The sequence below is a fragment of the Halomonas cupida genome (assembly GCF_900142755.1).
Lineage (GTDB): Bacteria > Pseudomonadota > Gammaproteobacteria > Pseudomonadales > Halomonadaceae > Halomonas > Halomonas cupida.
The window spans coordinates 289352-315098 of record NZ_FRCA01000003.1; the positions used below are offsets into that span (position 1 = coordinate 289352).

At 60.1% G+C, this 25747-nt stretch carries 26 protein-coding genes; 13 read left to right on the forward strand and 13 right to left on the reverse strand.

The genetic code is table 11. The annotated features are described in order from the left end of the window. Window positions 1-107: 107 nt before the first annotated feature. Complete coding sequence (gene dctP / locus BUE38_RS07650; protein WP_073434431.1) at window positions 108-1217, reverse strand: TRAP transporter substrate-binding protein DctP; 1110 nt, start codon at window positions 1215-1217, stop codon at window positions 108-110. Between the two features lie 324 nt (window positions 1218-1541). Between dctP and BUE38_RS07655 the strand changes: the two genes are divergently transcribed. From BUE38_RS07655 to BUE38_RS07670, 4 genes are all read left to right on the forward strand, one after another. Continuing rightward, entirely contained in the window at window positions 1542-3860 is a 2319-nt protein-coding gene (locus BUE38_RS07655) for a tRNA(Met) cytidine acetyltransferase TmcA (protein ID WP_143166234.1), read from the forward strand. A 46-nt stretch (window positions 3861-3906) separates the two neighbouring features. Then, the gene (locus tag BUE38_RS07660; protein ID WP_073434433.1) at window positions 3907-5373 is read left to right on the forward strand and encodes an aminoacyl-histidine dipeptidase; all 1467 of its coding nucleotides are present in this window, start codon (window positions 3907-3909) and stop codon (window positions 5371-5373) included. A 1-nt stretch (window position 5374) separates the two neighbouring features. Further along, window positions 5375-6787, forward strand: a complete 1413-nt coding sequence (gene rmuC, locus BUE38_RS07665) for a DNA recombination protein RmuC (RefSeq protein ID WP_073434434.1) — start codon at window positions 5375-5377, stop codon at window positions 6785-6787. 136 nt (window positions 6788-6923) lie between these two features. Further along, window positions 6924-7865: a CysB family HTH-type transcriptional regulator gene (locus tag BUE38_RS07670; RefSeq protein ID WP_073434435.1), complete on the forward strand. Its 942-nt coding sequence runs from the start codon at window positions 6924-6926 to the stop codon at window positions 7863-7865. 91 nt (window positions 7866-7956) lie between these two features. Here the strand turns inward: BUE38_RS07670 and BUE38_RS07675 are convergent, their stop codons facing one another. The 3 genes from BUE38_RS07675 to BUE38_RS07685 form a co-directional block, all read right to left on the reverse strand. Beyond that, complete coding sequence (locus BUE38_RS07675; RefSeq protein WP_073434436.1) at window positions 7957-8163, reverse strand: hypothetical protein; 207 nt, start codon at window positions 8161-8163, stop codon at window positions 7957-7959. A 433-nt stretch (window positions 8164-8596) separates the two neighbouring features. Next, complete coding sequence (locus BUE38_RS07680; RefSeq protein WP_073434437.1) at window positions 8597-9070, reverse strand: Dps family protein; 474 nt, start codon at window positions 9068-9070, stop codon at window positions 8597-8599. A gap of 180 nt (window positions 9071-9250) precedes the next feature. Further along, window positions 9251-10387, reverse strand: a complete 1137-nt coding sequence (locus tag BUE38_RS07685) for a glycerate kinase (RefSeq protein WP_073434438.1) — start codon at window positions 10385-10387, stop codon at window positions 9251-9253. A gap of 332 nt (window positions 10388-10719) precedes the next feature. Here BUE38_RS07685 and BUE38_RS07695 point away from each other — a divergent pair, with 332 nt between their 5' ends. From BUE38_RS07695 to BUE38_RS07710, 4 genes are read left to right on the forward strand one after another with little or no spacing between them, the layout of a single operon-like run. Next, window positions 10720-11301 (forward strand): hypothetical protein, encoded by a 582-nt coding sequence (locus BUE38_RS07695; protein WP_073434440.1) that lies wholly within the window; start codon window positions 10720-10722, stop codon window positions 11299-11301. Further along, window positions 11301-11657 (forward strand): hypothetical protein, encoded by a 357-nt coding sequence (locus BUE38_RS07700; RefSeq protein ID WP_073434441.1) that lies wholly within the window; start codon window positions 11301-11303, stop codon window positions 11655-11657. The genes BUE38_RS07695 and BUE38_RS07700 overlap by 1 nt, the downstream gene beginning before the upstream one ends. After that, the gene (locus tag BUE38_RS07705; protein WP_073434442.1) at window positions 11654-12304 is read left to right on the forward strand and encodes a DUF1007 family protein; all 651 of its coding nucleotides are present in this window, start codon (window positions 11654-11656) and stop codon (window positions 12302-12304) included. The genes BUE38_RS07700 and BUE38_RS07705 overlap by 4 nt, the downstream gene beginning before the upstream one ends. After that, window positions 12301-13347, forward strand: coding sequence for a nickel/cobalt transporter (locus BUE38_RS07710; RefSeq protein WP_073434443.1), 1047 nt, complete (start codon window positions 12301-12303; stop codon window positions 13345-13347). The genes BUE38_RS07705 and BUE38_RS07710 overlap by 4 nt, the downstream gene beginning before the upstream one ends. A 6-nt stretch (window positions 13348-13353) precedes the next feature. Here BUE38_RS07710 and BUE38_RS07715 read toward each other — a convergent pair whose 3' ends face one another. Next, window positions 13354-13773: an HIT domain-containing protein gene (locus tag BUE38_RS07715; protein WP_073434444.1), complete on the reverse strand. Its 420-nt coding sequence runs from the start codon at window positions 13771-13773 to the stop codon at window positions 13354-13356. 174 nt (window positions 13774-13947) lie between these two features. Here BUE38_RS07715 and BUE38_RS07720 point away from each other — a divergent pair, with 174 nt between their 5' ends. The 3 genes from BUE38_RS07720 to BUE38_RS07730 all read left to right on the forward strand — a co-directional run bounded on the left by BUE38_RS07720 (window position 13948) and on the right by BUE38_RS07730 (window position 15397). Further along, window positions 13948-14694, forward strand: a complete 747-nt coding sequence (locus tag BUE38_RS07720; protein ID WP_073434445.1) for a sulfite exporter TauE/SafE family protein — start codon at window positions 13948-13950, stop codon at window positions 14692-14694. Window positions 14695-14802: 108 nt separating this feature from the next. Continuing rightward, window positions 14803-14937: an entericidin A/B family lipoprotein gene (locus tag BUE38_RS07725; protein WP_073434446.1), complete on the forward strand. Its 135-nt coding sequence runs from the start codon at window positions 14803-14805 to the stop codon at window positions 14935-14937. Between the two features lie 124 nt (window positions 14938-15061). Further along, window positions 15062-15397: an I78 family peptidase inhibitor gene (locus tag BUE38_RS07730; RefSeq protein WP_073434447.1), complete on the forward strand. Its 336-nt coding sequence runs from the start codon at window positions 15062-15064 to the stop codon at window positions 15395-15397. Between the two features lie 63 nt (window positions 15398-15460). On the opposite strand, the gene BUE38_RS07735 is transcribed toward BUE38_RS07730, so the two are convergent. The 3 genes from BUE38_RS07735 to BUE38_RS07745 all read right to left on the reverse strand — a co-directional run bounded on the left by BUE38_RS07735 (window position 15461) and on the right by BUE38_RS07745 (window position 18856). Continuing rightward, entirely contained in the window at window positions 15461-15931 is a 471-nt protein-coding gene (locus BUE38_RS07735; RefSeq protein ID WP_073434448.1) for an acyl-CoA thioesterase, read from the reverse strand. A gap of 188 nt (window positions 15932-16119) precedes the next feature. Then, the gene (locus BUE38_RS07740) at window positions 16120-17427 is read right to left on the reverse strand and encodes a short-chain fatty acid transporter (protein ID WP_073434449.1); all 1308 of its coding nucleotides are present in this window, start codon (window positions 17425-17427) and stop codon (window positions 16120-16122) included. A gap of 88 nt (window positions 17428-17515) precedes the next feature. Beyond that, window positions 17516-18856, reverse strand: a complete 1341-nt coding sequence (locus tag BUE38_RS07745) for an MATE family efflux transporter (RefSeq protein ID WP_234986816.1) — start codon at window positions 18854-18856, stop codon at window positions 17516-17518. Window positions 18857-19354: 498 nt separating this feature from the next. Between BUE38_RS07745 and BUE38_RS07750 the strand changes: the two genes are divergently transcribed. Next, on the forward strand, window positions 19355-20095 hold the full coding sequence (locus BUE38_RS07750; RefSeq protein WP_073434450.1) for a carbonic anhydrase: 741 nt from the start codon (window positions 19355-19357) through the stop codon (window positions 20093-20095). Here BUE38_RS07750 and BUE38_RS22465 read toward each other — a convergent pair. The 4 genes from BUE38_RS22465 to BUE38_RS07765 form a co-directional block, all read right to left on the reverse strand. After that, window positions 20080-20223: a hypothetical protein gene (locus BUE38_RS22465; protein WP_234986818.1), complete on the reverse strand. Its 144-nt coding sequence runs from the start codon at window positions 20221-20223 to the stop codon at window positions 20080-20082. The genes BUE38_RS07750 and BUE38_RS22465 overlap by 16 nt on opposite strands. 180 nt (window positions 20224-20403) lie before the next feature. After that, window positions 20404-20652: a YfhL family 4Fe-4S dicluster ferredoxin gene (locus BUE38_RS07755; RefSeq protein ID WP_073434451.1), complete on the reverse strand. Its 249-nt coding sequence runs from the start codon at window positions 20650-20652 to the stop codon at window positions 20404-20406. A 96-nt stretch (window positions 20653-20748) separates the two neighbouring features. Further along, on the reverse strand, window positions 20749-21228 hold the full coding sequence (gene coaD / locus BUE38_RS07760) for a pantetheine-phosphate adenylyltransferase (RefSeq protein ID WP_073434452.1): 480 nt from the start codon (window positions 21226-21228) through the stop codon (window positions 20749-20751). 77 nt (window positions 21229-21305) lie between these two features. After that, a complete protein-coding gene (locus tag BUE38_RS07765; RefSeq protein ID WP_084541814.1) occupies window positions 21306-23189 on the reverse strand; it encodes a beta-ketoacyl synthase in 1884 nt (627 codons plus the stop codon). A gap of 598 nt (window positions 23190-23787) precedes the next feature. On the opposite strand from BUE38_RS07765, the gene trmB reads away from it, so the two are divergent. Beyond that, entirely contained in the window at window positions 23788-24483 is a 696-nt protein-coding gene (trmB, locus tag BUE38_RS07775; RefSeq protein ID WP_073434454.1) for a tRNA (guanine(46)-N(7))-methyltransferase TrmB, read from the forward strand. A 122-nt stretch (window positions 24484-24605) separates the two neighbouring features. On the opposite strand, the gene BUE38_RS07780 is transcribed toward trmB, so the two are convergent. Continuing rightward, on the reverse strand, window positions 24606-25514 hold the full coding sequence (locus tag BUE38_RS07780; RefSeq protein ID WP_073434455.1) for a LysR family transcriptional regulator: 909 nt from the start codon (window positions 25512-25514) through the stop codon (window positions 24606-24608). Between the last annotated feature and the right edge of the window lie 233 nt (window positions 25515-25747).

Consider the following 25747-nt stretch of genomic DNA (forward strand, 5'->3'; position numbering starts at 1 on the left):
GCAGCGCCACCCTTGTCAGGTGTGCTGCCGGAAAGAATTCCGAGGGCCATGGACTGAGTGTCCGTCGATATGAATAGCCCTCGGTGGGCGAGTCGTGGCCCGCCTGATTACTCGCCCATGCAGGCCTCGATATCTTCCAGCGAGGGCAGATTGTCGGTGACACGGCTCATGTTGTAGGGCACCGAGACATCCCGCCACTGGGCATAATTTTCGAGGTAGCTGATCATCGAGTGATAGACCTTGGCATGCATCGGATCTTCGCAGGCTCCCTGCACAATCACTTCATTGGTGATTTCCTGTATGCGCGCCAGGTCCTCTTCGGACAACTGATTGATGGTGGTACCGTCGGCGAGGAACTGCTCGGTGCCTTCGGTGGATTGCTTCTCGGACCAGGCCAGTGACCAGGTCATGGTGGCCTGAGCGGCGATCTTCAGCTTCTCCTGGGTCTCCGGTGACAGGGCATCCCAGGCATCCTTGTTGATCATCACACCGAAGACACTGGCGGATTGGTGCCAGCCCGGCGTCATCCAGTATTCGGCAACTTCACCGAAGCCGGCCTTGTAGTCCACACCCGGGGTAGAGAACTCGGCCCCATCGACGACACCACGCTCGATGGCCTGATAGATTTCACCCCCTGCGAGAGTGACCTGCGAGCCGCCGAGCTGCTCGAGGACTCGACCCTGATCACGCCCGGAGAGGCGTAGACGCTTGCCTTCCAGGTCCGCCAGGCTGGTGATGGGCGTGCCGCCGCGGAAGCCTGACTCGTTGTTGGTGATACCGTAGGGCAGGTAGACCATGTTGTACTGGCCGTAGACTTCCTGATAGAGGTCGAAGCCGCCCCACTGGTTGATCCAGTTCAGATAGTCGACGCCGTTGAACAGACTGGTGGTCGTCGCCAGCGGCGAGAAGGCTGGGCTGCGACCCGCCCAGTAGCCGGGCCAGTCACCTGCGGCCTGGATGGAGCCGGTTTCAGTGGCGTCGAAGACCTCAGTGCCGGGCATCAGAGTACCGCCGGCGTGGAAGTCGATCTTCACCTCGTCGCCTGCCAACTGGTTGACCAGCTCCGCCCAGTGGCGGTCGATCTGGATCAGGTCGAGGTTATCCGGCCAGGTGGTGGTCATAGTCCAGCGTTCCTGAGCCATGGCGGTGGTCGACATGGCGGCGATGGCGATGCCTGCTGCCAATCCGGTCAAGGTAAACCTGGTCAGTTGCTTCATTCACGTGGCTCCTGTTGTGCTTGTTGTACCGCTCCGGGGACGATCAGCCCCCATTGAAAGAATGCTGCCCGAGGCGCCCCCATTCGGGTAGGTTGGGGGCCGTAGTTCCAACAAACTAGCACCGCTGGATAACTTGTTCGATGCCAGTACCATGACCCAGGTCAGCCAATCATAGCCTTGCATAACTTTGCCGATTCGATGAAAAGATCTTTTATATCAATAGAATGAAGTAGTTGCTTATAGAGCTGTGCTGCGCCGCAAAAGACAACACGAGCGTTTAATCGCCTACTCCCTTTAGACCAAAGTTGATTTACCTGGAGGCCGATGATGACAGCCCCGACACCCTCTCGAGCGATGGCACAGCTCGAGGCCTGGCGACACAGGCTAGCGGCCAGTCGCTGGCGTGGCATGCTGTGGGTCTCGGGGGATGCGGCTTCGACCCTGAACGCCGCCCGCTGTCTGTTGGCCTCGCGCCGCTGGCGATCGCCCTTGTTTGTTGGCGAACAAGATATTGGCGAACAAGTTGCCTGTAAGCAGGAGGGGGGAGAGCAGGACATCGGCCAGTCCACGGTCATTGCTGAGCTCGGTGCATCGGGTTCGACGGTGACACAACTGAGCCGAGCCAAGGCCCGTACCCGGCTGGGAACCGAGCATGAGCTGGTCATCTACAATGCGGTCGGGCAGGGCGAGGGGCTGGATCCGGATGCCCTGGGTGCCGTAGCCGGTACGGTCATGGCGGGAGGGCTACTGGTGCTGCTTACCGCCGACGATGGTGGACTCTCGCCGGATGCAGACTACCGACGCCTCGCCGCCCATCCATGGCGCAGCGACCAATTGAGTAGCCACTATCTGGCGCGTTGTCACCGTTTGCTCGTAAGCCTTGAAGGAGTCGCCCGCTGGCGCCTGGCGGACAGGGTGCTGGAAGTTCCGCCGTTGGATATTCCATCTCTGGATCTCCCTGAGTCGAGCATGGGGGCGGCATCGCCACAGGACGGCGAGTGCCTGAGCCAGGATCAGGCCGAGGCAGTCGCTCGACTGGTGCAGTTGCGTCGCCGACGCCCCCTGGTGCTGACGGCGGATCGCGGTCGTGGCAAGTCGGCGGCGCTGGGGATTGCCTGCGCCCGGATACTGGCCCGGGCCGAACAGCGCGGGGAGCGCGTCGAGGTGCTGCTGACTGCCCCCCGTCCAGCGGCGGTGGCAACGGTATTCGAGCACTTTTCTCGATTGAGCCCTGGGGCCAGACCGAGTCCCCGTGCACTGCACAGTGCCAAGTGCATGGAGGTGCCGGGTGGCGTACTGCGCTTTGTCGCGCCGGATGCGCTGTCGGCGATGATCACCGAGGGTGAGGCGGGAGGGGCCGGTAGTGTGTTGCTGGTCGATGAAGCGGCCGCCATTCCGGCTGCCTTGCTGGGAGAGTGGCTGGCGGCCTTTCCACGTATCGCCTTCGCCACCACAGAGCATGGCTATGAGGGATCGGGGCGTGGCTTTGCACTTCGGTTTCGCCGCCGACTCGATGAGTTGACCCCTCAGTGGCAGGGCGTGCGGCTGGAAACGCCGGTACGCTGGGCTGCCGGTGATCCGCTGGAGGTGGTGATCAGTCGGCTGCTATTGCTGGATGCCGATGCTGTCGAGGTTGCTCCGTGGCAGGATGGCCAGATATCACTTGTGGAACCTGCGGGGCTGGCGGCGGATGAGTCGACTCTACGAGCCATCTTTGGGCTGCTGATCCAGGCCCACTACCGCACGACGCCAACGGATCTGCGTGCGCTGTTGGATGCACCGAGCGGTGCCGTGATGACGCTGGGCTCGCCGACCGCACCTGCAGGGGTTGTGGTCTGGAGCGATGAAGGTGGCTTTGATACTGCTCTGGCCGATCAGGTCGCCCTTGGACAGCGGCGTCCAAGAGGCCACCTGTTGGCTCAGTCGCTGGCTGTGCATGCCGGTGAGCGGGGGGCGCTGGAAGCGCGGGTGAGGCGAGTCACCCGAATTGCGGTGCACCCCGATGGGCGGCGTCAGGGTGCAGGCGCCCAACTGCTGGGCGCTGCCTTCCACCGGGCCCAGGAGGAGGGCACGGACCTGCTGGGTGCCAGCTTCGGAGGTGACGCTGAGTTGCTGGCATTCTGGCGCAGCCAGGGGTATCGCGTGGTGCGACTCGGACTGACACGGGAAACCGCCACCGGTGAGCATGCCCTGATGGTACTCAAGGCCTGCAGCGAGCAGGGGGAGCGATTGCTGGAACGCCTCGAGGTTCGCTTTCAGCGTCTACTGCCGCGCCTGCTGGCGTTCGAGTTGAACGACCTGGCGCCACAGATGGTGCATGCCCTGCTTGTCGCTACGGCTCGCGAAGCGACTCTCGACGATGCCGACCATCGCGATGCAGAGGATATTGTCGGTGGGTACCGTGACCTGGCGCTGATGCGTCCGGCCATTCAACAGCTGATTCAGGTGGCCGCGGGGGCCGAGCAACTGATGGAGGAGGATGCCTGGTTGGCGGCCTGGGCATTTCAAGGACGCAGTGATTCACAATTGGCCCATGCTCTGGGCCTCAATGGTCGCACCCGGGTCAAGCAATGGCTGCGCGACAGGGTCGGACGGGTGTTGGCAAGTGCTGTCGACCTTTCCATGGGCAACGGGCGAGGGTAGAGTGCCTGCATCATTCCTGCACAGTCAGAACCGGAACACTCTCATCATGAATGCGCATCTCGATACCCTGACACCGGCTGCCGTCTGGCGGCATTTCCGTACGCTCTGCAATACGCCACGGCCCTCTGGCCATGAAGCGGAACTGGTCGGCAAGCTGGAGCAGTGGGCCGATGCCAGAGGACTGGCCCATGATCGTGATGGTTTCGGTAACCTGCGCATCAGCAAGCCGGCCACAGCTGGACACGAAAAGGCGCCTGGAGTGGTTCTGCAGGGCCATCTCGATATGGTCGCTCAGGCCAATGCTGACCATCCTCACGATTTTACCCGCGATCCGATCGACACCGAGATCCGTGATGGCTGGTTGACCGCGCGACACACGACCCTGGGCGCCGACAACGGCCTGGGGGTGGCAGCGGCTCTGGCGATCCTCGAGGAGGATGACCTGGTTCACGGTCCCATCGAGGCGCTGTTCACCCTCGAGGAGGAGACCTCCATGGGCGGTGCCTTGAATCTGGCTGAGGATTGGCTGCAGGGCCGCCTGCTGCTCAACCTGGATTCCGAGGATCGTGGTCAGGTGTACATCGGGTGTGCTGGTGGTGCCGACGTCAAGGTCGAGGCCATGCTGCCCGAGGAGCCGCTGGCCGATGATGAGATGGCGCTGACCTTGAGCCTGACAGGGCTACGCGGTGGCCACTCGGGCATCGATATCCACAAGGGACTGGGCAACGCCAACCGTTTGCTGGTGCGTGTGCTGCGTGCCCTGGATGACTGTCATATTCGGTTGGTCGAGTATCGTGGCGGCACCCTACGTAATGCCCTGCCGCGGGAGGCGTTTGCCGTGCTGGTGGTGCCGGAAGCCGAGGTGACTGCTGCCGAGTCCCGTGTCGAGGCCCTGCAGCAGGTACTGCGCAAGGAGCTGGCGGGAGCCGATGATGGCCTGTCGCTTGAGTTGAAACGTGCTGCCGAGGCGCCGGAACAGGCGCTGTCGCGGCATGCCACTCATCTGCTGGTGGCGGCATTGCATGCGGCGCCCTGCGGTGTCGAGCGCATGAGCGTAGAAGTGCCCGGCGTGGTCGAGACCTCCAATAATCTTGGTGTGGTCAACCTCGAGAACGGGCGCTTTCATCTCTGCGCGCTGGTACGTTCGCTGCGTGACTCTGCCACTCAGGACATGGCCGAGCGTTTCAGCGCCCTGTTCGAATTGATTGGTGCCCAGACCCGTGTCGAGAATGGCTACCCTGGCTGGACGCCTCGGCCCGACAGCGATCTACTCAAGCGTTTCTGCGAACTGCACCGCCAGCGGCTCGGCACCGACCCGGAAATCAAGGTGATCCATGCAGGTCTCGAGTGCGGCATCCTCGGCGGTAAGTATCCTCATCTGGACATGATCTCCTTCGGACCATTGATTCGTGGCGCTCACTCGCCGGATGAGCGTGTCGAGATCGACTCGGTGGAAGAGTTCTATGGCCTGTTGCAGGCACTGATCAGCGATCTGGCTGACACACGGAGTTGATGTGACGCTGGCACAGCACTTCGAACGTATCATCAGCGAGCCGGCCAGTCTTGCCCTTGCCATCGGACTGATGCTGGTCAGCGGCCTGCTGGTGTATACCCGCAAACGCCTGCGTCAGACAATGGCGGAAGTCGAGCAGCAGCGCCAGCGGCTCAGTGAGCGTGACAACCAGACACGCCAACTGGAACAGGAACTGACCGTCAGCGATTCGCAGTTGGATGCCAGCCGTGAGCAGGCTCAGGCGTTGCAGGTGTCGCTGGAGGATCTGCGCGAGCGTCTGAGTCAGGCTCGTGAGCATAATGCACGGCTGGAAACCGAGCGAGTGCAGATGAGTGAGCGACACCGGGAGCAGTTGGCGCTGATCGAGGACTCTCGCGAGCGACTCAAGACGGAGTTTCGACAACTGGCCGGGCAGATCTTTGAAGAGCGTCAGCGGAACTGGCAGGCACAGAGCCGTGAAGGACTGGAAAACCTGCTGCAGCCCTTCCGTGAGCAGGTCGATCAGTTCCGGCGTCGTGTCGAGGACCTGAGCGGGCAGCAGAGCCGCGACAGTATCTCGCTCAAGTCCCAGATCGAACAACTGGCCAATCTCAATGCGCGGCTGGGTGATGAAGCGGCTGGCCTGGCGCGTGCTCTCAAGGGTGATCAGAAGAGTCAGGGCGGTTGGGGCGAGCTGATGCTCGAGACGGTGCTGGAGCGCAGTGGCCTGCGGCGGGATATCGAATATCGCCGCGAGGTGTCCATCGATGGCGACAAGGGACGGCAGCGACCCGATGCGGTGATCTATCTTCCCGAGGATCGCCACCTGGTTATCGACGCCAAGGTCTCACTGACTGCCTGGACTCGGGTGGTCAATGCCGAGGATGAGGTGGAGCGCGAAACCGCCATGGCGGCACACCTGCAATCACTGCGCAGTCATGTTCGTGGGCTCGCCGCCCGTGACTACCCAGCGTTGCCGGGGCTCAACACCCCCGACTTCGTATTCCTGTTCATCCCTGTGGAGCCCGCCTTTGCTGCTGCGTTCGAGCGTGATCCCTCACTGTTCCAGGAGGCGTTTGATCGTCATGTGGTGGTGGTGACACCTACCACGTTGCTGGCCAGTCTGCGGACGGTGTCGGGGCTGTGGAGCATGGAAAGGCAGAACGAGAATGCCCGGATCATTGTCTCTCGCGCCGAGCGGCTGCTGGCCAAGTTTTCCGGTTTCGTCAGCAGTATCGATGAAGTCGGGAAGCACCTCGATCGAGCCCGTGACAGCCACCAGCAAGCGATGAATCGCCTGTCTCAGGGGCAGGGGAGCCTGGTCGCCCAGGCCATGGAGCTGGAACGCCTCGGAGCGCGGATGAAGAAACCACTGCCGGATGAACTGCGGCGCAATGCTGAAGGCAATGGGCTTGCAGGGCCGGACCAGGAGTGACGTTTGTTTCGGGCGTCTCGCGCCCGTTTTCAGTGCTATTGCCGGAAGTTGATATCTATATGGCTTGAAATGATTGTATGGAATAAAAAACATATCTTATATTCCGTAGGGTGATTTCAAGGATGGATAGGTAACCATGAACCTGCAACAGCTGCGTATCGTGCGTGAGACGGTCCGTCAGGGTTTCAACCTGACGGCGGCCTCCAACGCTCTGTTCACTTCGCAGTCCGGTGCCAGCAAGCATATCCGTGATCTTGAAGGAGAGCTTGGCGTTGAGCTCTTCGAGCGGCGCGGCAAGCGGATCCTTGGGCTCACCCTGGCCGGTGGAGAGCTGATCGAAGTGGTCGAGCGGATTCTGCTGGATGTGGAAAACCTCCGACGCTCCGCCGATCAACTGGCGCATGAGGACAGGGGGAACCTGTCGATTGCGACGACGCATACACAGGCGCGTTATGCGCTGCCGCCGATCATCGCCCGCTTCAAGCAGGTCTTTCCCGGTGTTCATCTGGAGCTGCATCAATGCAATCCTGGTGAGATCGTGTCGTTGCTCAGGACGGGTAGAGTGGATATCGGCATTGCCACCGAGGCGCTCCATGAACACGGGCAGCTGTTTGCGTGCTTTCCCCTCTATCACTGGCATCACAGTGTGATCGTGCCGGAGGGGCACCCACTGGATATCGATGTGCCGCTGACCCTGGGCAGAATTGCCGAGTATCCGATTGTCACCTATCACGAAGGAGTTACCGGGCGTGCCCGAATCGATGAAGCCTTCGCGGCGGCGGATCTGGTTCCGGATATCGTATTGACGGCACTGGATGCCGATGTCATCAAGACCTATGCCGAGCTGGGGTTGGGGGTTGGACTGGTGGCTTCCATGGCCTATCAGGAGAAGCGAGATCAGGGGCTGTCACTACTCGATACTGGAGACCTTTTCCCCCGCAACACGACGTATCTCGCCCTTCGCCGCGGGCACTTTCTACGCAGTTATGCCTATCAGTTCATTCAGCTCTGCAATGGTGAGCTGGATATGGATTCTGTGCAGAAGGTTCTAGCGGACGGCAACTCCTTTCAGCGATAAATGATGTTAAAGATCTTGAATAAAGAAGAGCTCCCTGCGATAACCCCGGAAGAATCATGCAGGTGTTATCGCGGGGAGGGCGCTGGTTCGATTAAACAAGGCGCATCAGAGTCTTTTGAATAGTGTCGGAAACCGCTGAGTCGCTACCATCAACTGACGGAGATAATGTGGTGTTCCTCGTCTCTTCGACTATGGCTGCATGCTCGGATTCCAATATCAGAACCCGTCTAGCCAGTGCATAACGGCTTTCGCTTTCGGCGAGTGTAGTTGCTTTCTCGTGCAGTTCGAAGTGGTTCATTTGCATGTCTCCTCGGATATGGTGCCTGAAGGATTTCTTTCTTTTCTCGATGTTGTCATTGGCTGGTGTGTTTTTATCCTGGCATGATTTTTCTGGGTTTCTTAGGCACTATTTATGCAATGAAAATCATCGAAAATGATATGCGAGCAGAGGGAAGAAGCGTAAGACGAGAGGCGGTACAGAGAAGAGTCTGCGATATCTACAGTCGATGTGTGTAATGCCCTGCAACGAATATTGATTCAGTCGTCGACCATCCGCTCGGCGGCACGGGAGCTACGGGAGAATAGTGGGTAGGACAAGGCGAGGCAGTCTGAGTAGCGCTGATTGTGTCTCGAATCATCGATGGGATATCAGGTGTTGCGACCTGGGTATTGCGAAAGAGCGGGAATGAAACAAGGCCCGTCAGGGAGACGGGCCTTGGGTAGAGAAGCTTTCAGCCAAGCCAGGCGTTGAGCATCCAGATGGTCTTTTCCTGCTCGCGGATATAGTCACCCACTTGAGAGGCGGTCCCCTCATCGTCGGCATCGGATGCCAGCGAGAGCAACTCGCGCTGCAGTTCGATCAGAGTCTGAAAGCCCGTCACCACACCACGGACACAGGCTTCGCCATCCTGGGTGTCCTTGTCTTCCTTGATGCGTGACAGCTCGATGTAGTCGCTGTAGGCGTGCACCGGTTTGTGGCCCAGGGTCAGGATACGTTCGGCAACTTCGTCGACCTTGAGCAACAGGTCAGTGTAGAACTCCTCGAACTTCTCATGCAGTTCGAAGAAGTTCGGGCCCTTCACGTTCCAGTGGTAGCCACGCACGTTCATGTAGAAGATCTGGTAGTTGGCCAGCAACTCGTTGAGCTTGCCTGCCAGATCACTGGCGCTGCCTTCGTGCAGGCCGATTGCGTTGGTATCGCTCATGCGGAACCTCCTTGATCGCGTAATCTGTCGCCATTCTATGGGGACGAGCGTGTCGAGGTAAGCAAATTTCCTCGATCACCACTATAGCGGCAGTTGATGACATGACGGCGACGCAGACCTATTTCAAGCCCGGTGCAGTATGTGCAGCACCGGGAGGAGGTTTACGCGACGCTGGATGGCTCAGTTGCTGCTCGCCAGCACCAGGCGGATCAGGTTTTCAGTACGATCACGCAACAGGTCTGCACAACGGCTCAGCGCTTCGTCGAGGTCCATGGGGCCATCGGCCAGGGTAAAGGCGGCACTGACGCCTTCTTCCAGCGCCGCCTGCCAGCCCGGAGCCATACGTCCGGCGAGTACGATCACCGGGACTCCCTGAGCGCGTGCGGCGCGGGAGATACCGATGGGGGTCTTGCCCGACAGGCTCTGGCCATCCAGTTGCCCCTCACCGGTGATCACCAGATCGGCACTCGTCAGGCGTTCCTCCATGCCGGCCTGTTCCATGATCATCTCGATACCCGGACGCATGCGTCCGCCGAGGAAGGCAGCCACGGCAAAGCCCATACCGCCGGCGGCACCTGCTCCGGGTTGATCACGCAGGTCTTGCCCGGTCACTTCTCGAGCCTGATCGGCCAATCGAGCCAGAGCGACGTCGAGGCGGGTGACATCGGCTTCACTGGCACCTTTCTGCGGGCCGAAGATGGCACTGGCACCACGGTCACCGAGCAGCGGGTTGTCGACGTCCACCGCTGCTTCGACCTGTACATCGGCGAGGCGGGGGTCCAGGCCGTCGAGATCCAGTCGTGCAAGGCGCTCGAGCGCGGCGCCGCCGGGCTCCAATGGCTGGCCCGACTCATCGAGCAGGCGAGCACCCAGCGCCGTGAGCATTCCGGCACCGCCGTCATTGGTGGCACTGCCACCCAATGTAATCAGAAGACGCCGGGCACCGGCATCGAGTGCGGCGAGAATCAGCTCGCCCACGCCATGGGTTGTGCTGTGAAGTGCTGTGCGTTCCTCGCGACTCAGTGCCTGGAGGCCACTGGCCTCGGCCAGCTCGATATAGGCGGTGCCTGAGCTGGAATGCCAGCCCCAGGCGGCTTCACAGGGGCGGCCCAGGGCGTCCTGAACTCTGGTACTGCGGCGCTCGGCACCGGTGGCGGCGAGCAGCGCATCAAGGCTGCCTTCGCCACCATCGGCCATGGGGCACTCATCAATCTCGATACTCGGGTCGGCACGTCGCGCGCCTTCGGCAATGGCACGGGCGGCCTCGCTGGCGGGCAGGGCATCCTTGAAGCTGTCTGGGCAGATAAGCAGTTTCATGGGGAGTGGTCTCGTCCGGTTTGTTATCGTTGAAAGTCGATTATAGAGAGCATTTCATGGGAGGCCTGCTTCTGGAAAACAGGCCTCCGGTGTTTTTGGAAAAAATTTCCACTTATTGTCAGTCTATCTGACCTGTCCTGGTATCGGCCAGTGCCAATTTGCCGTGGCCCCTGTTGCGCGTAAACTTCGGGAACAGCTTCGACAAGGCGAGGGATACTGTGTGCGGTGTACCTGAGCAGAGCACCGGTACTGCGGTCTGCCAGACACCGGGCCTGTCCCTGCGCTCGTCATTGTTCCTCAATCCGCTATCGAGGCGGGACAAGGAGATCGTCATGCCCCTTCCATATGGTGGCGCCCGGCTCCAGGCCTGGAGTGTCGCCGCACTGACATTGTTGCTGGCCGGGTGTCAGACGGCTCCGACCAGCATGCCCGTGGCCGAGCCGGCGCCTTCGGCCAGTTGCCACTGGACGATCACGCCCGGCAGCACCAGCCTTGCCGCGGTGGTCGACGTGCTCGAGAACCGTGATTTCCTGGTGCGGGATACCGATACAGAGCTCGGAGTGGTCAGCGCCGATCGCGCGGAACGGGCGGTCTATCACAATGCCGATGCCGTTCGTCCGCATATCGGCGGAGTCATTGTCGGCGGCTCCGGCGGCTATATCGGCGTGGGAACCGGTATCGGTATCGGCATCGGCGGTGGTCGCGGCACCATTGATGATGCGACTCGCATCGAGCGCGTGTCGGTAGCGGTCGGTGAGACCGATATCCGCGTAACACGTGATATTCGCCTCTATGACTGGGCTGGTGACCTGCGAGAATCACGCACCGCCAGCGACGCTCATTTCTGTCAGGATTTCCGTGCCCAGCTCGAGGGGCGACCGGTATCCACTACTGCTATCGAGGAGGGCCGCTGATGCGCCTGGCTGCTGTACTCCTGGTTCTGGCCCTGCTGGCTGGTTGCGCCGCTCCCGCGCCCTCGGCGCCGGCGCGTAGCATGCCCGTGGCGGTCAGTGCTGATCGAGCTGTCCACGAAGCCCTGGCGTTGCTGATGGAACAGGGCTATGTCATCACCACGGCGGATGGTAGCCTGGGGCGCATCGATGCCAGCCTCGCGCGCTGGCCGATCTATCGCGTCGAGGTCCGGGTGACCGATACTCCCTCCGGTGCCAGCATCTCGCTGCAGGGCTACCGTGGTGGCCAGACGTTGTCGCCCAATGTTGTTGAACCCTTGTTCATCGAACTTCAGCACCGATTGGGGCGGGCACTATGACGCTGAGGAAATACACGCTCGTCGTTCTGATGTTGTTGATGCCCGCCGGGCTGGTGAGCGCCCACCCTCATTCCTGGGTAGATCTTTCTGTGCGTGTGGTGGCCGATGATGACGGGCGCCTGGTGGCCCTTGAGGAGGCCTGGCGTCTGGACCCCTTCTACAGCACCATCCTGCTTGAGGAGCTTCAGGCCGACAAGGATGGCATGGAAGCCGCGCTCGACAAGCTCGGTGGGGACATGCTGCAGAGCCTGGCGCCTCAGGGCTTCTTCACCGAGGCCGATATCGACGGTCAGGCGCTGGAATTCGCGCCGGTCACCGAAGCCACGGTAATGAACAATGATGGTCGAGTGGTGCTGCACTTTCGGCTGCCGCTTGCTGAACCGATATCGCTTGATGGCCACCTGTTGACGTATCGGGTCTATGACCCGTCCTACTACGTGGAAGTGGTGCATGAGTCCGAGGATGGTCGTCATCCAATGCCCTCTGCGCTGGTGCCGCCGACATCTCTGACGTGCCATCACGACATCCAGCTGGCAGAACCTGATCCCGAGAAGGTCATGGAGGCGTCTGCGCTCGACAGAACCGATACAGCGTCGCCAGGGCTCGGACGCTTCTTCGCCGAAACCGGCAAGGTGGACTGCCGATGAGGCGCCTGGTTTCGTGGCATTCCGCAATATGGTCCCTTGGACTGTTACTGGTGCTGGCCGGGCTGTATTGGGTGTTCGGCGAGCGCCTGACGCTGCTCAGTCATTGGATCATTACTCAACAGAGTGAACTGCATCACCAACTGACCAATGCCGTGACGGCGCTGGATCATGAACCCTCGTTACACGCCTGGTCGACGTTGCTGGGGTTGAGCTTCTTCTATGGCATCTTCCACGCCGCAGGACCTGGACATGGCAAGGCGGTGCTGGCGACCTGGCTGGTTTCCCAGGGCGGTGCCTGGCGCCGTGCGCTGGGACTGTCCTGTGCTGCTGCCCTGCTTCAGGCGCTGGTCGCCATTGGCCTGGTATTGGTGCTGGTGAACGGTCTTGGTTGGCTGACCCGCGAAGCGTTGGGCAGTGTGGTCTGGGTGGAACGTCTGAGCTTTTCCATGGTGGCACTGCTTGGCCTCTGGCTATGCCTGCGGGCATTGCGTGATCTGCGCCGGATGAACGCCGCTCGCCATGCTCAGGCCCATCATCACCATCATGCTCACGACCACGACCACGACCACGACCACGACCACGACCACGACCACGACCACGACCACGACCACGACCACGACTGTTGCTCAGGGCATCATCATGTTTCTCCTGAGCAGGTTGGTCAGGGGCGAGGAGCCTGGTTGGCGGTGCTGGCCATCGGGGTGAGGCCGTGCAGTGGCGCCGTGTTGTTGATGGGAGTGACGACATTGCTTGGCCACCCACGGATGGGGGTGGCATCGGTGTTGGTCATGGCTCTGGGCACGGCGATCACGGTCTCGGCACTGGGGCTGGCCAGCGTTATGGCGCGCCACTGGGCGGAACGTCGCCTGACTCGCCGTTCACGGATTCCCTGGGCGCTGCTGTCGCCGTTGGTATCGCTGGCAGGTGGCCTGGCGATCTGTGCGCTGGGTATCCTGTTGCTGAGCCAACTGGATCACAGTGCCGGTGGCCTGCCGCTGTTGGTGCCGGCAGGTGGTGGCAGTGCAGGACCGTTCGGCGGCTAGCCAGAGTCAAAAGGGCATGCCGCTGACGATCGACAGCACACGCTCACGGACTTCGGCGAGGTACTCCTTGTCGTAGGGCTCTGCCTCCCCCTGACCCCACACCGGACCAGGCCAGGCGGCATCGCCCTGATGGCGGACAATCACATGGAGATGCAATTGCGGCACCATGTTGCCGAGACTGGCGATATTGAGCTTGTCCCCGTTGCGATGTGCCTTGACGGCCTTGCCGATCATCGCGGCCTCGCGCCACATCTGGTGCTGGTCTTCCACGCTCAATTCGAAGACTTCGCTGATACCGGCGCGCCTGGGGATCAGGATCAGCCACAGGTAGCGGGTGTCGTCCATCAGACGCAACTGGCACAGCGGAAGCTCGGTGAGTGGATAACTGTCTGCGACAAGGCGCGGATCCAGGGGGAAATCGGGCATGATGGGGCTCCAGTCTCAACTTGCCTGACAGAGTACACGACTGTTCAGCTCGAGGTTTAGTCCTCGTAGTTGAAATCTTGTAGTTGAAATCTTGTAGTTGAAATCTTGTAGTTGAAATCTTGTAGTTGAAATCCAGGTGGAATCTCGGCAGGAAAGTCAGCACGGAATAATCAGATGACAATCATGGAAGCTGTGGCACTACTGGGTATCGGCGTGGTTGCCGGGTTCATCAATGTTCTGTCGGCGGGAGGTTCGATGCTGACCCTGCCGCTGTTGATGTTTCTCGGGCTGCCACCCCAGGTGGCCAATGGTACCAACCGGGTATCGATCGCTCTGCAGAGTGTCTCGGCCAGTTGGAACTTCTTTCGCGCCGGAGCGCGTTATATCGACCTGAGTCTGCGTTTGGCCATGCCTGCAGTGCTTGGCTCGCTGTTGGGCGTGTGGCTTGCACTGCAGGTCAGTGATGCGCTGTTCGAGACGATTCTGGTGGCGGTCATGGTGGCCGCCGCGGCCATCATGATGCTACCGCAACCGCGGCTGGATACCCGCCCCCTGACGAGGCAGAGACTGACACCCATCATCTATCTGGCCATGTTCCTGATCGGTGTCTACGGCGGGTTCCTTCAAGTCGGCGTGGGCATTCTGTTCATCATTGTCCTCTATCGCATGCTCCGTATTGACCTGGCCCAGGTCAACGCCTTCAAGGTGGTGATCATTCTGGTCTACACATTGCCGGCGCTGGCAATGTTCCTGTGGCATGACCAGGTGCGCTGGAGCTACGGTCTGATGCTGGCGGCCGGTAGCATGACGGGGGCCTGGCTGGCGGTGAAGGTCAACATGAGCACGCGAGGCGCTCAGGTGGTCAAGTGGCTGACGCTGGCGGTCATTGTCGTCATCATCCTGCGGCTGCTGTTGGCTTGAGTATGAAACGATTGAGGTATTCAGAATGATCCAGCACACAACCAGCAACCTTCATGCTAGATTAACAGGGTGTTACGCAAGAATTGATAGGCTCAAGGAGTGTTGACGATGAAAAGAACCCTGTCTGTTGTACTTGTGTCGCTGATGACACTGGCGATGCTGAGTGGTTGCAACACCTGGCGGGGCGTAGGCCAGGATATCGAAAAGGCCGGTGAAGGCATCCAGAACAGTGCCAACAAGTAGCCTGATATAAAGACTCCTGGCGTGAGGCGCCGCCCGACTGGCGGCGCCGGATTCCCTGGGCAGGCTGATAGCCTGTGAATTTGAAGCGGCAGCATGACGCTGCTGTCGGCATTGGAGGCCAACCATGTTCCGAGTTTCCTGCGTACTTTTGATGGTAGCCTCTCTGGGGCTGGCGGGTTGCTCTACTGGCTCCTCGGGTAGCCAGGCAGAAAAGGATCCCGCCCCCTTGCCACCGTCCATGACTGACGAACCTCAGGACATGTGTGATGTGGATGCGGTCCAGAGCTGGGTCGGACACGACTATCAGCAGGACATGGAACCCCAGCTGTTGAGTGACAGTGGAGCGCGGACGTTGCGTGTGCTGCGCCCCAACACTGCTGCGACCATGGACCTGCGTCTTGATCGTCTCAACGTCAAGTTGGACGACAATGATGTGATTACGGAAGTTGGCTGCGGTTGACCTGACACCCCGTATACAACACGGAGGCCGCCCACTGGGGTGGCCTTCGTGTTTTCGATGGGACTACTTCTGCTGGGCCTGCTTGCGCAGTTCCTTGCGTCTGGCGGCCTGATCGAAGCGGCGCTGCTGCACGTCGGTCTTGAGCTCGAGAGGCGCGATGGCGGCGGGGCGACCATCTGCATCCACGGCCACCATGGTCAGATAGCAGCTGTTGGTGTGGCGAATGACCTTCTGCTGGATATCTTCGGCAACCACCTTGATGCCGACTTCCATCGAGGAGCGGCCAACATGGTTGATGCTGGCCAGAAAGGTGACCAGCTCACCGACGTGAATCGGTTGTTCGAATGTGACCTGATCCACCGACAGCGTGACCACATAGTGTCCTGAGTAGCGGCTGGCGCAGGCATAGGCGACTTCGTCGAGCTTCTTGAGAATGGCTCCACCGTGAACCTTGCCGCTGAAGTTGGCCATATCAGGGGTCATCAGTACGGTCATGGTCAGCTCATGCTGGCCGGGTAGGCGGTGTTGGTCCATAGGGGCGGTCCTTGGTGTATTCCCGTGTGGTGTGGTTATCGGCAGTGTGGTTATTGGGTGTGTGATTGTCGGGAGTCTCGTTATTGGAGTGCGATGGTGGCGTGAATCCCCATAGCATAACGCCTTGCCTCCGCTGAGGGGACAAGGCGTTATGCATTATCGAGGTGAGGATCGTTGGCGATCTGTTGCTACAGCCAGGTCAGGCCGATGGAAATGATCACGCCGGTCACGATCAGCTGGATCAGGCAGAAACCCATGATGTCCTTGGCCTTGAGACCTGCAATACCCAATACCGGCAGGGCCCAGAACGGTTGCAGCAGGTTGGTCCAGGCGTCTCCCCAGGCCACTGCCATGGCGGCTCGCGGAATATCGACACCCAACGCCTGGGCCGCAGGAATGACCACCGGGGCCTGTACCGCCCACTGTCCTCCGCCGGAAGGCACGAACATGTTGACGATACCGGCACTGATGAAGGTCCAGAATGGCAGCGTCGTTTCGGTGGCGAAGGAGATCATCGCTCTGGACATGGTCTCGGCCAGCCCGGACTGGATCATGATTGCCATGATCCCGGCATAGAACGGGAACTGGATGACGATACCCGCGCCACCCTTGATGCCTTCGTGCAGGCTGTTGAGCAGGCTCTGAGGTGTGCGGTGCAGGACGATGGCGAGGAACAGGAACAGGAAGTTGACGATATTCAGGTTCAGGCCGCCACCACCGATGAAGTAGCTGACCAGATAGATCAGCCCCGGTACACCGACCAGCAAGGCCAGGGTGACGCTGTTTTCCAGTCGCTCGGCGGGGCGGGTGATGCGCGGACGCTCGTTGTCGTCGTCACCCAGCAACGCAGGATCGATGTAGACGCTTTCGCGCTCGCCCGGCAGCATCATGCGATTGACCAGCGGCACGGCCACGAACAGCGCGGCGACGATGATCAGGTTGAACGCCGAGAAGATGGTCTGTGAGGTGCCGATGACACCGATCTGCTCCATGGAGAAGTGGCCATCGGTGGCAATGGTCAAAGGAACCGAGCCCGCCAGCCCGCCATGCCAGACAATGAAGCCGGAGTAGGCACTGGCGACCAGCAGGCGATAGTCGACCTTGATCTGGCGGGCCAGTTCCTTGGCAAACAGCGCCCCCACTACCAGACCGAAGCCCCAGTTGATCCAGCTGGCAGCCAGTGACACCAGGGTCACCAGGATGATCGCCGCACCGGCATTGTTGGCCAGCGTAGCCAGCGAGGAGAGCAGACGCTTTACCGGAGGGGAGCTGGCCAACATGAAGCCGGTGACCAGCACCAGCAGCATCTGCATCGAGAATTGCAACAGGTTCCAGAAGCCATCCCCCCAGTAGGTGAGAACGGCCATCGGCGACTGACGCTCGATGCCGATGGCGGCGGCTGCCGCGATCAGGGTCAGCAACAGGACGAAAATATAGGGGTCGGGCAGGTAGCGTTCGACCAGTTTCACTGCAGGACGCGAAAGGGCTCTCAGCATGGCGTGGTTCGCTTCTTCTGGTTGTGTTGGGTGGCCGCTGGGCGGCTCGATGTTGTTGACTCGGAGTTAATTTGCCGCGGCGCAGCAATCAAGTCAAAGCAGCGTTGCTGCTCCAGCGCGAATGGCGGTAGTGCAGGTAATAGCCGATCAGCACTGACGAGCGTACTGCGGTAAAGGCCATGAATGACAACCATAGACCATGATTACCGAAGTCTTGTGTCAGCCACCATAGCGGAAGATAGACGATCAGTCCGATGAAGATCGAATTACGCATTTCACGAATCGCCGTGGCACCGATGAAGACACCATCGAGCAGATAGCTCCATACGGCGATCAATGGCATGGCGACCATCCAGGGCAGATAGTCCGCTGCAGTGGCGCGAACCTCGGGGAGCCCCGTCAGTAGTGCCACCAGGCTATTGCCACCGAAGGCAAAGGCCAGGCTGGCAAGGCCTGCGGTGACCACTGAACAGAAGGCGGCACCACGGACTGCAGTGGTGAATTCGTCCATGCGTTTACGACCAATGGCATGTCCGGTCAGGGCTTCTGCCGCATTGGCAAACCCGTCCAGGGCGTAGGACGTCAGCATGATGAACTGCAGCAGCACAGCATTGGCGGCAAGCACGGTATCGCCCTGGGCCGCCCCCTGGGCAGTGAAGAAGGCCTGGGCAAACAGCAGACCAAGGGTACGCACGAACAGGTTGGCGTTGACGGAAAACAACTCGGCATAGGCCGAGAGACGCAGCAGGCGGGCCTTCTCGAAATGCCCTCCAAGGCGCAACAGGCGATGGCGACACAGCCACAGGCCAAGACCGCAGGCACTGTAGTCGGCGATCACTGACGCCCAGGCCACTCCATCACTGGTCATGTCCAGGCCAACGACAAACACCAGATCGAGGACGATATTGACGCCATTGTTGACCAGCAGCAGTGCCAGGGTAACGCGGCTGTTCTGCTGGCCGAGAAACCAACCGAGAATGGCGTAGTTGGCCAGTACCGCTGGGGCGGAAAGCAGGCGAATGGCCGCATAGCTCTCGGCTAGTTGAGTCGCACTGTCGCTGCCATCCAGCAGGCGCAGGCCGAGTGCAATCAGCGGGTCACCCAGTATGATCAGCAACAGCCCGATCACGCTGGCCATCAGCAGTGACTGCCCCAGCAGGTGGCGTACGGCACTGTCCTGTTCTCGCCCCATGGCCTGGGATGTCAGGCCTGTGGTGCCCATGCGCAGAAAGCCGAACCCCCAGTACAGGAAGCTGAACAGTGTTGCCCCCAGGGTAACGCCTGCCAGATAGCGGGAGTCCTCCAGGTGGCCGACCACGGCGGTGTCTACCAGCCCCAGCAGGGGAACGGTGATATTGGACAGGATGATCGGCCAGGCAATGCTGGCAATGCGTGGAAAGCTGGAGAGGGTGTCCTTGTAGATATGCACGGGCTGGCTCTGGGTTGAAGGGCTGGACGAAAGGGCGTTTCGTGCCTGAGGCGACATGATCGCGTTGCGGCTGGCAGGCTGCAAGCGGGCAACCATTATTCTACTGATGGACATCCAGCAGTCGGCCACGGATGGTCAAACCATGGTTATGGTTGCCAGCCGGGGGCGTGTGGAAATGTTGCTCGAGGGTTCTTGTTGAAGATGACGAATGGATTATTGCCTGTCCCCCAGTAATCGACAGAAAATCAGATATATGAACGTACATTCTGGCGCGCCTTGAGTCCGGTTGTTTATTTGCCGTTTCTTGATGTTCATCAGTCATTGACTCAAGTGAATAATACGCTGGCGCTATAGAATCCTGGTTGAGCGAGAGAAACAGAGTGTCTTCGTGCAATAAAGATACCCTGTCGTGTGACAAAGGTGCCTTGCGTGCGATAGATCACGTCTGCCATGTCACCATTCTCTCGCCAGGGATTATCATTGATAAAGGAACTGTTGATGTCACATTTCAAGAAGTTGACCATTGTTGCTGCGCTTTCCGCGACCCTTGGAAGTGCAGCCATGGCAAGTGAAGTCGAATGGAGTTACGAGGGCGATACCGGACCGGAAAACTGGGCCAATCTGCATGAAAACTTTGCTTCCTGTGCCGGGAATCAGCAGTCTCCCATCGATATCCAGCCATCTTCAGTAGTGGATGCCCAGTTGCTTCCCCTGGAGATCAAATGGAACGAAGAAGTCGATCTTTCGGTCGCCAATACCGGTCACGGCATCCAGGATAACGGGGCTGACCTGGGAACGGCGACGATCAATGGCAAGGAATATACTCTCAAGCAGTTCCATTTCCATCATCCGTCCGAACACACGATCGACGGCAAGCATTTCCCGGCTGAGGTCCACTTCGTGCACCAGGCCAGTGATGGTTCACTTGCCGTTGTGGCTGTCATGCTGGATGGGGGCGGTGAGAATTCGGTGTTTGGCGATAGTCTGAATACCGCGACAGACGCCATGGGCGAAACCCATCTGGGAGTAGAGAATCCCCGTGACCTGCTGCCGGAAGACCTTTCTGTCTACACCTATCGTGGTTCACTGACGACACCGCCATGCTCGGAGATCGTCGATTGGAACATCCTCAAGACACCGCTGAAGGTTTCCGACGAGAGCCTTGAGGCATTTGCCGAGCTCTATGACAACGATGCACGCCCGACACAGAACCTTGCCCGGCGTTATGTGTTGCAGTGATACATACCTGGCCGGCAGCTATTAACATGGCAATCAAATAGCTCATCCTGATCGATTTGATTGTCGTCCGCACCACACCGGCACAGATGCTCGGATCTGCTGGTGAAGCCTCGGGCAATGGTCTTCAAGACCGTTTTCCAGAACTGGTTTTCAAGATCGATTTTCAAGGCCAGCTTTCGAGCCCGATTGTCGATAGCAGGTTTCGAGGATGATGTTCGAGGCTTCCTTCCCACTCCGCGGCTTTCATTCCGCAGATGCGCCCGCATAGAGGGCCTGTGGCCTGGTCAGAGAGATCAGGCCCGTGGCGGTCAGGCTGCGGTGATGATGTGGTACTTTTCCATCAGTTTGTCGTGACTTTCGACGTGCTCCGGGTCCAGCGGGATACAGTCCACCGGACAGACCTGTTGGCACTGGGGTTCATCATAGTGGCCCACACACTCGGTACAGAGGTTGTGGTCGATGACATAGATCTCTTCGCCAGGAGAGATGGCGTTGTTGGGGCACTCGGGTTCGCAGACGTCGCAATTGATGCACTCGTCGGTGATCATCAGGGCCATGGGGGTCCTCACACAATATCGGCCAGCCAGTGCAGAAGGGAATCCATACTGCATCGGGATATTGCGAATCAGTCGCAACAAATCCCACTGGTTTGGTCAGGTATTGTAATGCTTGCGCAGCGTTTCAGCGACCCTGGGATGCACATGACCTGATACATCGCCACCGAGGCGGGCGATTTCCCGGACCAGGGTGGAAGAAATGTAGGAGTTCTCGACTTCCGGTGTCAGGAATACGGTCTCCAGGTCAGGCATCTGGGCACGGTTCATGTTGGCCAGCTGCAGCTCGTATTCGAAATCGGATACGGCACGCAGGCCACGCAGCAGAACCCGAGCCTGTTGCTCTTTCATGAACTCGGTCATCAGGCCTGAAAAGCCGACCACCACAACATTGTCGTGGGCGCTGACAACCTCACGAGTCAACTGCATTCGGGTATCAAGGTCCAGCGTTGGTCCCTTGCCGGGGCTCGAGGCAATCGCCACCACCACCTTGTCGAACAGGCGGGAAGCCCGTTCGATCAGGTCATAGTGACCATTGGTGATGGGGTCGAAGGTGCCGGGGTAAACGGCGGTGGTCATGGAGTTCTCCTGGCGACGGCCGGGGATAGGCACCCCGGGGCCGGCGACAGGTACTCCGGGGCTGACGAGAATCGCGGTCAGTCTTCGTCGAGGCGCCCAAAGGGGTTGTCGACGTTCAGCGAGACCGGCTGGGCATAGCCCGGGATATGGATACTGTCTGCAGCCACTTCCAGCTCGGGGCCTTCCAGTACGCCTTCACCAAAACGATAGCGGACATCGAAGCGGCCTGCATCGGCGGACTGGTGGTAGTGGTTGGCGCGAGTACGTACGATCTCACGGCGCGTCCGCCACTCGTCGAGTGCGGCTTCACCATGGCGCTTGCGCAGCAGGCGCTCCGTGGCATTCGGCGACAGTACCACGCCAGTGGCATTGTTGCCGCCAAACCCCTTGGCATTGATGAAGGAGGCGTCGGCCTCGAAGGCAACGGGTTGCTGGAAGAAGCGCAGTCGCTCGGCATGGACATCGTCGGCAATACTGTCGACGGTATTGATGCCGGGCAGCAGGCCATAGGCGAAGCTGCCCAGTGCACTGGTCAACTGGTCACCCGCGGCCGTCCCCTGGGAGTGGCCAACGCAGGATTTGATCGCCACCACCGGCCACTGCTCGATACCGTGAGCGCGTGCCACGACGTCGAAGACGTGGGACTCGGTGGTACGGTTCTTGGGCGTCGAGGTGCCATGGGCATGCACGAAGGTTCGTTCGCGTAGTGCCTTCTCGCCAAGCATGTCGCGAACCAGTGCACAGGCCTTGCCGAGGGTGACATAGTTGCCGATGCCCGGGGCAGAGATCGAACGCTTCCAGCCGTCGGCGTTGACGAAGACATCCGGGACACTGCCGAGGATCTCGGCACCGGTCTCCAGAGCCAGAGCATCGTCCATCAGCATGATGAACTGACTGGCTTCGCCGATGGTAAAGCCACAGTTGCGCGCAAAGGGACGGCAGGCCCGCTGGTAATCGCTGTCGGTCAGTAGTTCCAGTGCATCCAGTGCCTTGAGGCTATCATCATCCGCCAGTGCGCCCATGCTGCGGAAGCCTTCGACGATTTCCGGCGTGATGGGGGCATCGGAGGTGCCGACAATCACCACTCGGCAGCGGCCACTGCGGATGTCATTGACACCGAGGCGCAGGTTGTAGAGGAAGCTGGCACAGGCACCGAGGGCAGCGCCTGTGGTGCCGACGCTACCGATGACATAGGCATTGAGGAAGTCCGCCGGCATCTGCCCATAGCCCAGTGGCATCTGCTTGGAGGTTGCCCGCTTGCCGGAGACAAAGCTCTGAAGCAGTCCACCCCAGCCTTCCTCATCGAGCTGTCCAATGGAATTGCCGGCGTAGACTCCGACACTGTCCGGGTCGAGCCGATCACGCAGTGTGTCCCAGTTCAGGCCACTGTCGCCAAGGCAGTCACTGGCGGCGAATATCGACATCGATAGGCCGCGCGGGTGATGTACGCTGCGATACAACTGACTGGGCTCGAAACCTGTCGGCAACTGACCAGCTGCCTTCACCTGGGCCGGACGTATCTCGGGGAGCATCACATCCATGTTGCCGGCGGGAACAGTGACCTCCAGCTGCTGACGATCGATCTCGCGTACCTGCCAGGTGGGCGGCAGATCATCAGGGAGTTCACGACGCCGCAGACGAAAGGTCAGCGGAGTTTCCAGCGCCAGGCTCGCACGGCGATTGCCGGGAATGCCTTCGGCACCGAAGCGGGGATCCTCGTTACGTCGGATCAGTGTGTGATTGAGTATATGGTCGCGAGTCTGGGCGACGAGCGTCTGCGCATCCAGCAACTGGCCGGATGCATCATGCCAGCGTTCATCAGCGTCCCGGCTGGCGAGACGCATCAGCGCTGCCAGGCCGAGTAGAGTATTGGCCTGCTGGGCCTCGGGCAGTACGTCAAGTACGGTGCGACGGAAGGCCTGATGGCCCGAGGTTCGGCCGGCAGGATTGACGCCGCCCATGCCCACGATCACCGGTAAATGTGACAAGCCGGAGTCCTCGTAATCAAGCAGATAAAAAAACAGGGAGCCACAGGTCAATGGCCTCGCTTGCTACCCTGGCGTTGAGGTGGGAGATCCTGAGTGATCTCGACCGTTCCTCCTGACCCGCGTGTAGACTCCGGCGTCTCCACGCTGGCTACAGACAGCCTCTCGGCGATCACGCCATGACCGGTATTTCCCTTGTTGCTGGGGCACTGTTGAGACGAGTACATGCGATGAAGCCTCGAACCGAGCGCCTGGTCATGTGCCCCAGACAAAAACACCGTTCGATATTGCCATGAGAGAGGGTGCGAGGCCAGCGATCTTAGCATTTGCGTCATCCGTCGTCATGCCTGTTCTGGCAAAGATGTGCATAACAGGCCTGTTGCGGCGGGCCTTGCAGGGCCTGAAAAAGAGGCCGATTCGAGCACGCGATTCACCAGAGGAGTTGCGTGTCTGCATCAGTATGGTGCGGGCGATAGTCAAATCGATCAGGGAGACCTGCTTGATTGCCACGTCAATAGTGCAGGAGGGGCTGTTACACTCCGCCTTATCGTCATGTTTTTGCCTGAGAGTCCCCATGAACCAGACATCGCGCAGTATTTCCACCAATCAGACCGGACCTCATGATGACTTGAACAGAAGGGTGGCCCGGGCGCTGGCACATGTCTGGCGCAAGCCGGTTGCGGAGCATACCCGTGAGGCATTCAAGAGCGCCGAGCAATGGCGACTGGCACAGGGTGGCAGGGGACTCATTCTCGACGCCTGTTGTGGCGTCGGCATGTCGACACGCAAGTTGGCTGAGCGCTTCCCCGAACATTCCGTCATTGGTGTCGATCGCAGTGCTGACCGCTTGTCTCGGGAGCACGGGCCATTACCTGACAACGCCTTGCTGGTGCGAGCCGATCTGGTGGACTTCTGGCGCCTGGCGCTGGAGGCCGACTGGCGACCCGAGCGCCATTATCTGCTCTACCCCAACCCCTATCCCAAGTCGATGCAGCTGAAGATGCGCTGGCAGGGCCATCCTGTCTTTCCGGCTATCGTCGGCCTGGGGGGGCGTCTCGAAGTCCGCTCGAACTGGCGTATCTATATCGAGGAATTTGCCATTGCCATCGCCCAGGCAACCGGTACCTCTGCTCCGCTGGGGCCCTTTGACCCGGACGATGATCCCCTGACGCACTTCGAGCGCAAGTACCACGACAGCGGACAGCCATTATGGCATCTGGTGGTCAACCTCGATCACCGGCCGGGGTTGTTGCCGAGGTCAGAGCTGTAAGCTGTAAGTAACCCCGACCCCTGACTCTTGTCTGTGATCCTGGGGGCGTCACTGGATGGTTCGTTGCGCGGCTCGATACTCGTCGGCTTACGGCTTACGGCTTACGGCTTACGGCTTACGGCTTACGGCTTTTGCGCCCCCATTTCCCTGAACCGCTCCCTCAGCTGTGCTGTCAGCCAGCGGGCGATCGGGCCTTGCCCGGTGTCGCGGCGGATAACGGTTTCCACCTCGATGCTGGGAGCCTGGCCCAGGGCGTCGCTGGTCAGGCGTACCAGACGTTGTCGAAAGGGGGGGTAGTGGGCGATATGTTCAGGGAGAATGGCCCAGCCAAGGCCGCGGGTGGCGAGTTCGGCCATGGAGTAGAAACTGTTCAGACGCCAGCAGTGAGTGCTCTGCGGTGTGGACTCCGGTGTCTGTCCCGGGCGCCGACGTGAGGCGATCATCAACTGGCGGTGCTGCATCAGGTGTTGGGGGCCGATGTTCGACTGCTGAGCCAGCGCGTGTCTTGACCCCACGATCCAGTGTTGGCGCAGCAGGGCAATGCGGGTGGCGTCGAGCTCGCCGGGGGAGTGGTCCTGGCTGAGCATGATGCCGAGGTTGGCGGTGCGTTCCTCAACCCAGTTGGCGACATCGCCTTCACCACCGTAGAGCAGGGTCAATGACAGGGCGGGATAGCGTTCTGCCAGGGCTTCCAGCGTGGCGTCGACCGGCGGCATTTCCACCAGCGCCTCGTCGATGGCGATCACCAGTTGGGCCTCTTCACCGCGAGCCAGGGTTTCGGCGCGGGCTGTCAGTCGCTGGCATTGAGCGATCACGGCGCGGGCCTCGGGCAGCAGTGCCTGTCCCGCAGCGGTCAGGGTCGGTGAGCGAGTACTTCTATCGAACAGCTCGCAGTCCAGGTCAAGTTCGAGATTGGCGATGGCAGTACTGACTACCGACTGTGCGCGCCCGGCATGACGTGCGGCCGCCGAGAACGAGCCACGTTCGGCACAGGCAATGAACAGGGTCAGTTGGTCGAGGGTCCAGTGCATGAGCAGTTCTCTGGTATGTGGTGTCAACGCCGATGCGTGGATCTACTGGAGTGGCGCATGCTCGAGTCGGCCTGATAGTCGGGGGCAGTCTATCGTAAAAGATAGGCAATCTATCGTAAAAACAGATGGTATCTAACTCGATACCATCACGATACTGACTAGAATAGTCGCCATTCCCTGCCCGGCTCCGTGATGCGAGGCCGATGCAGGCAGCAACCGAGAGGAGAGGATGG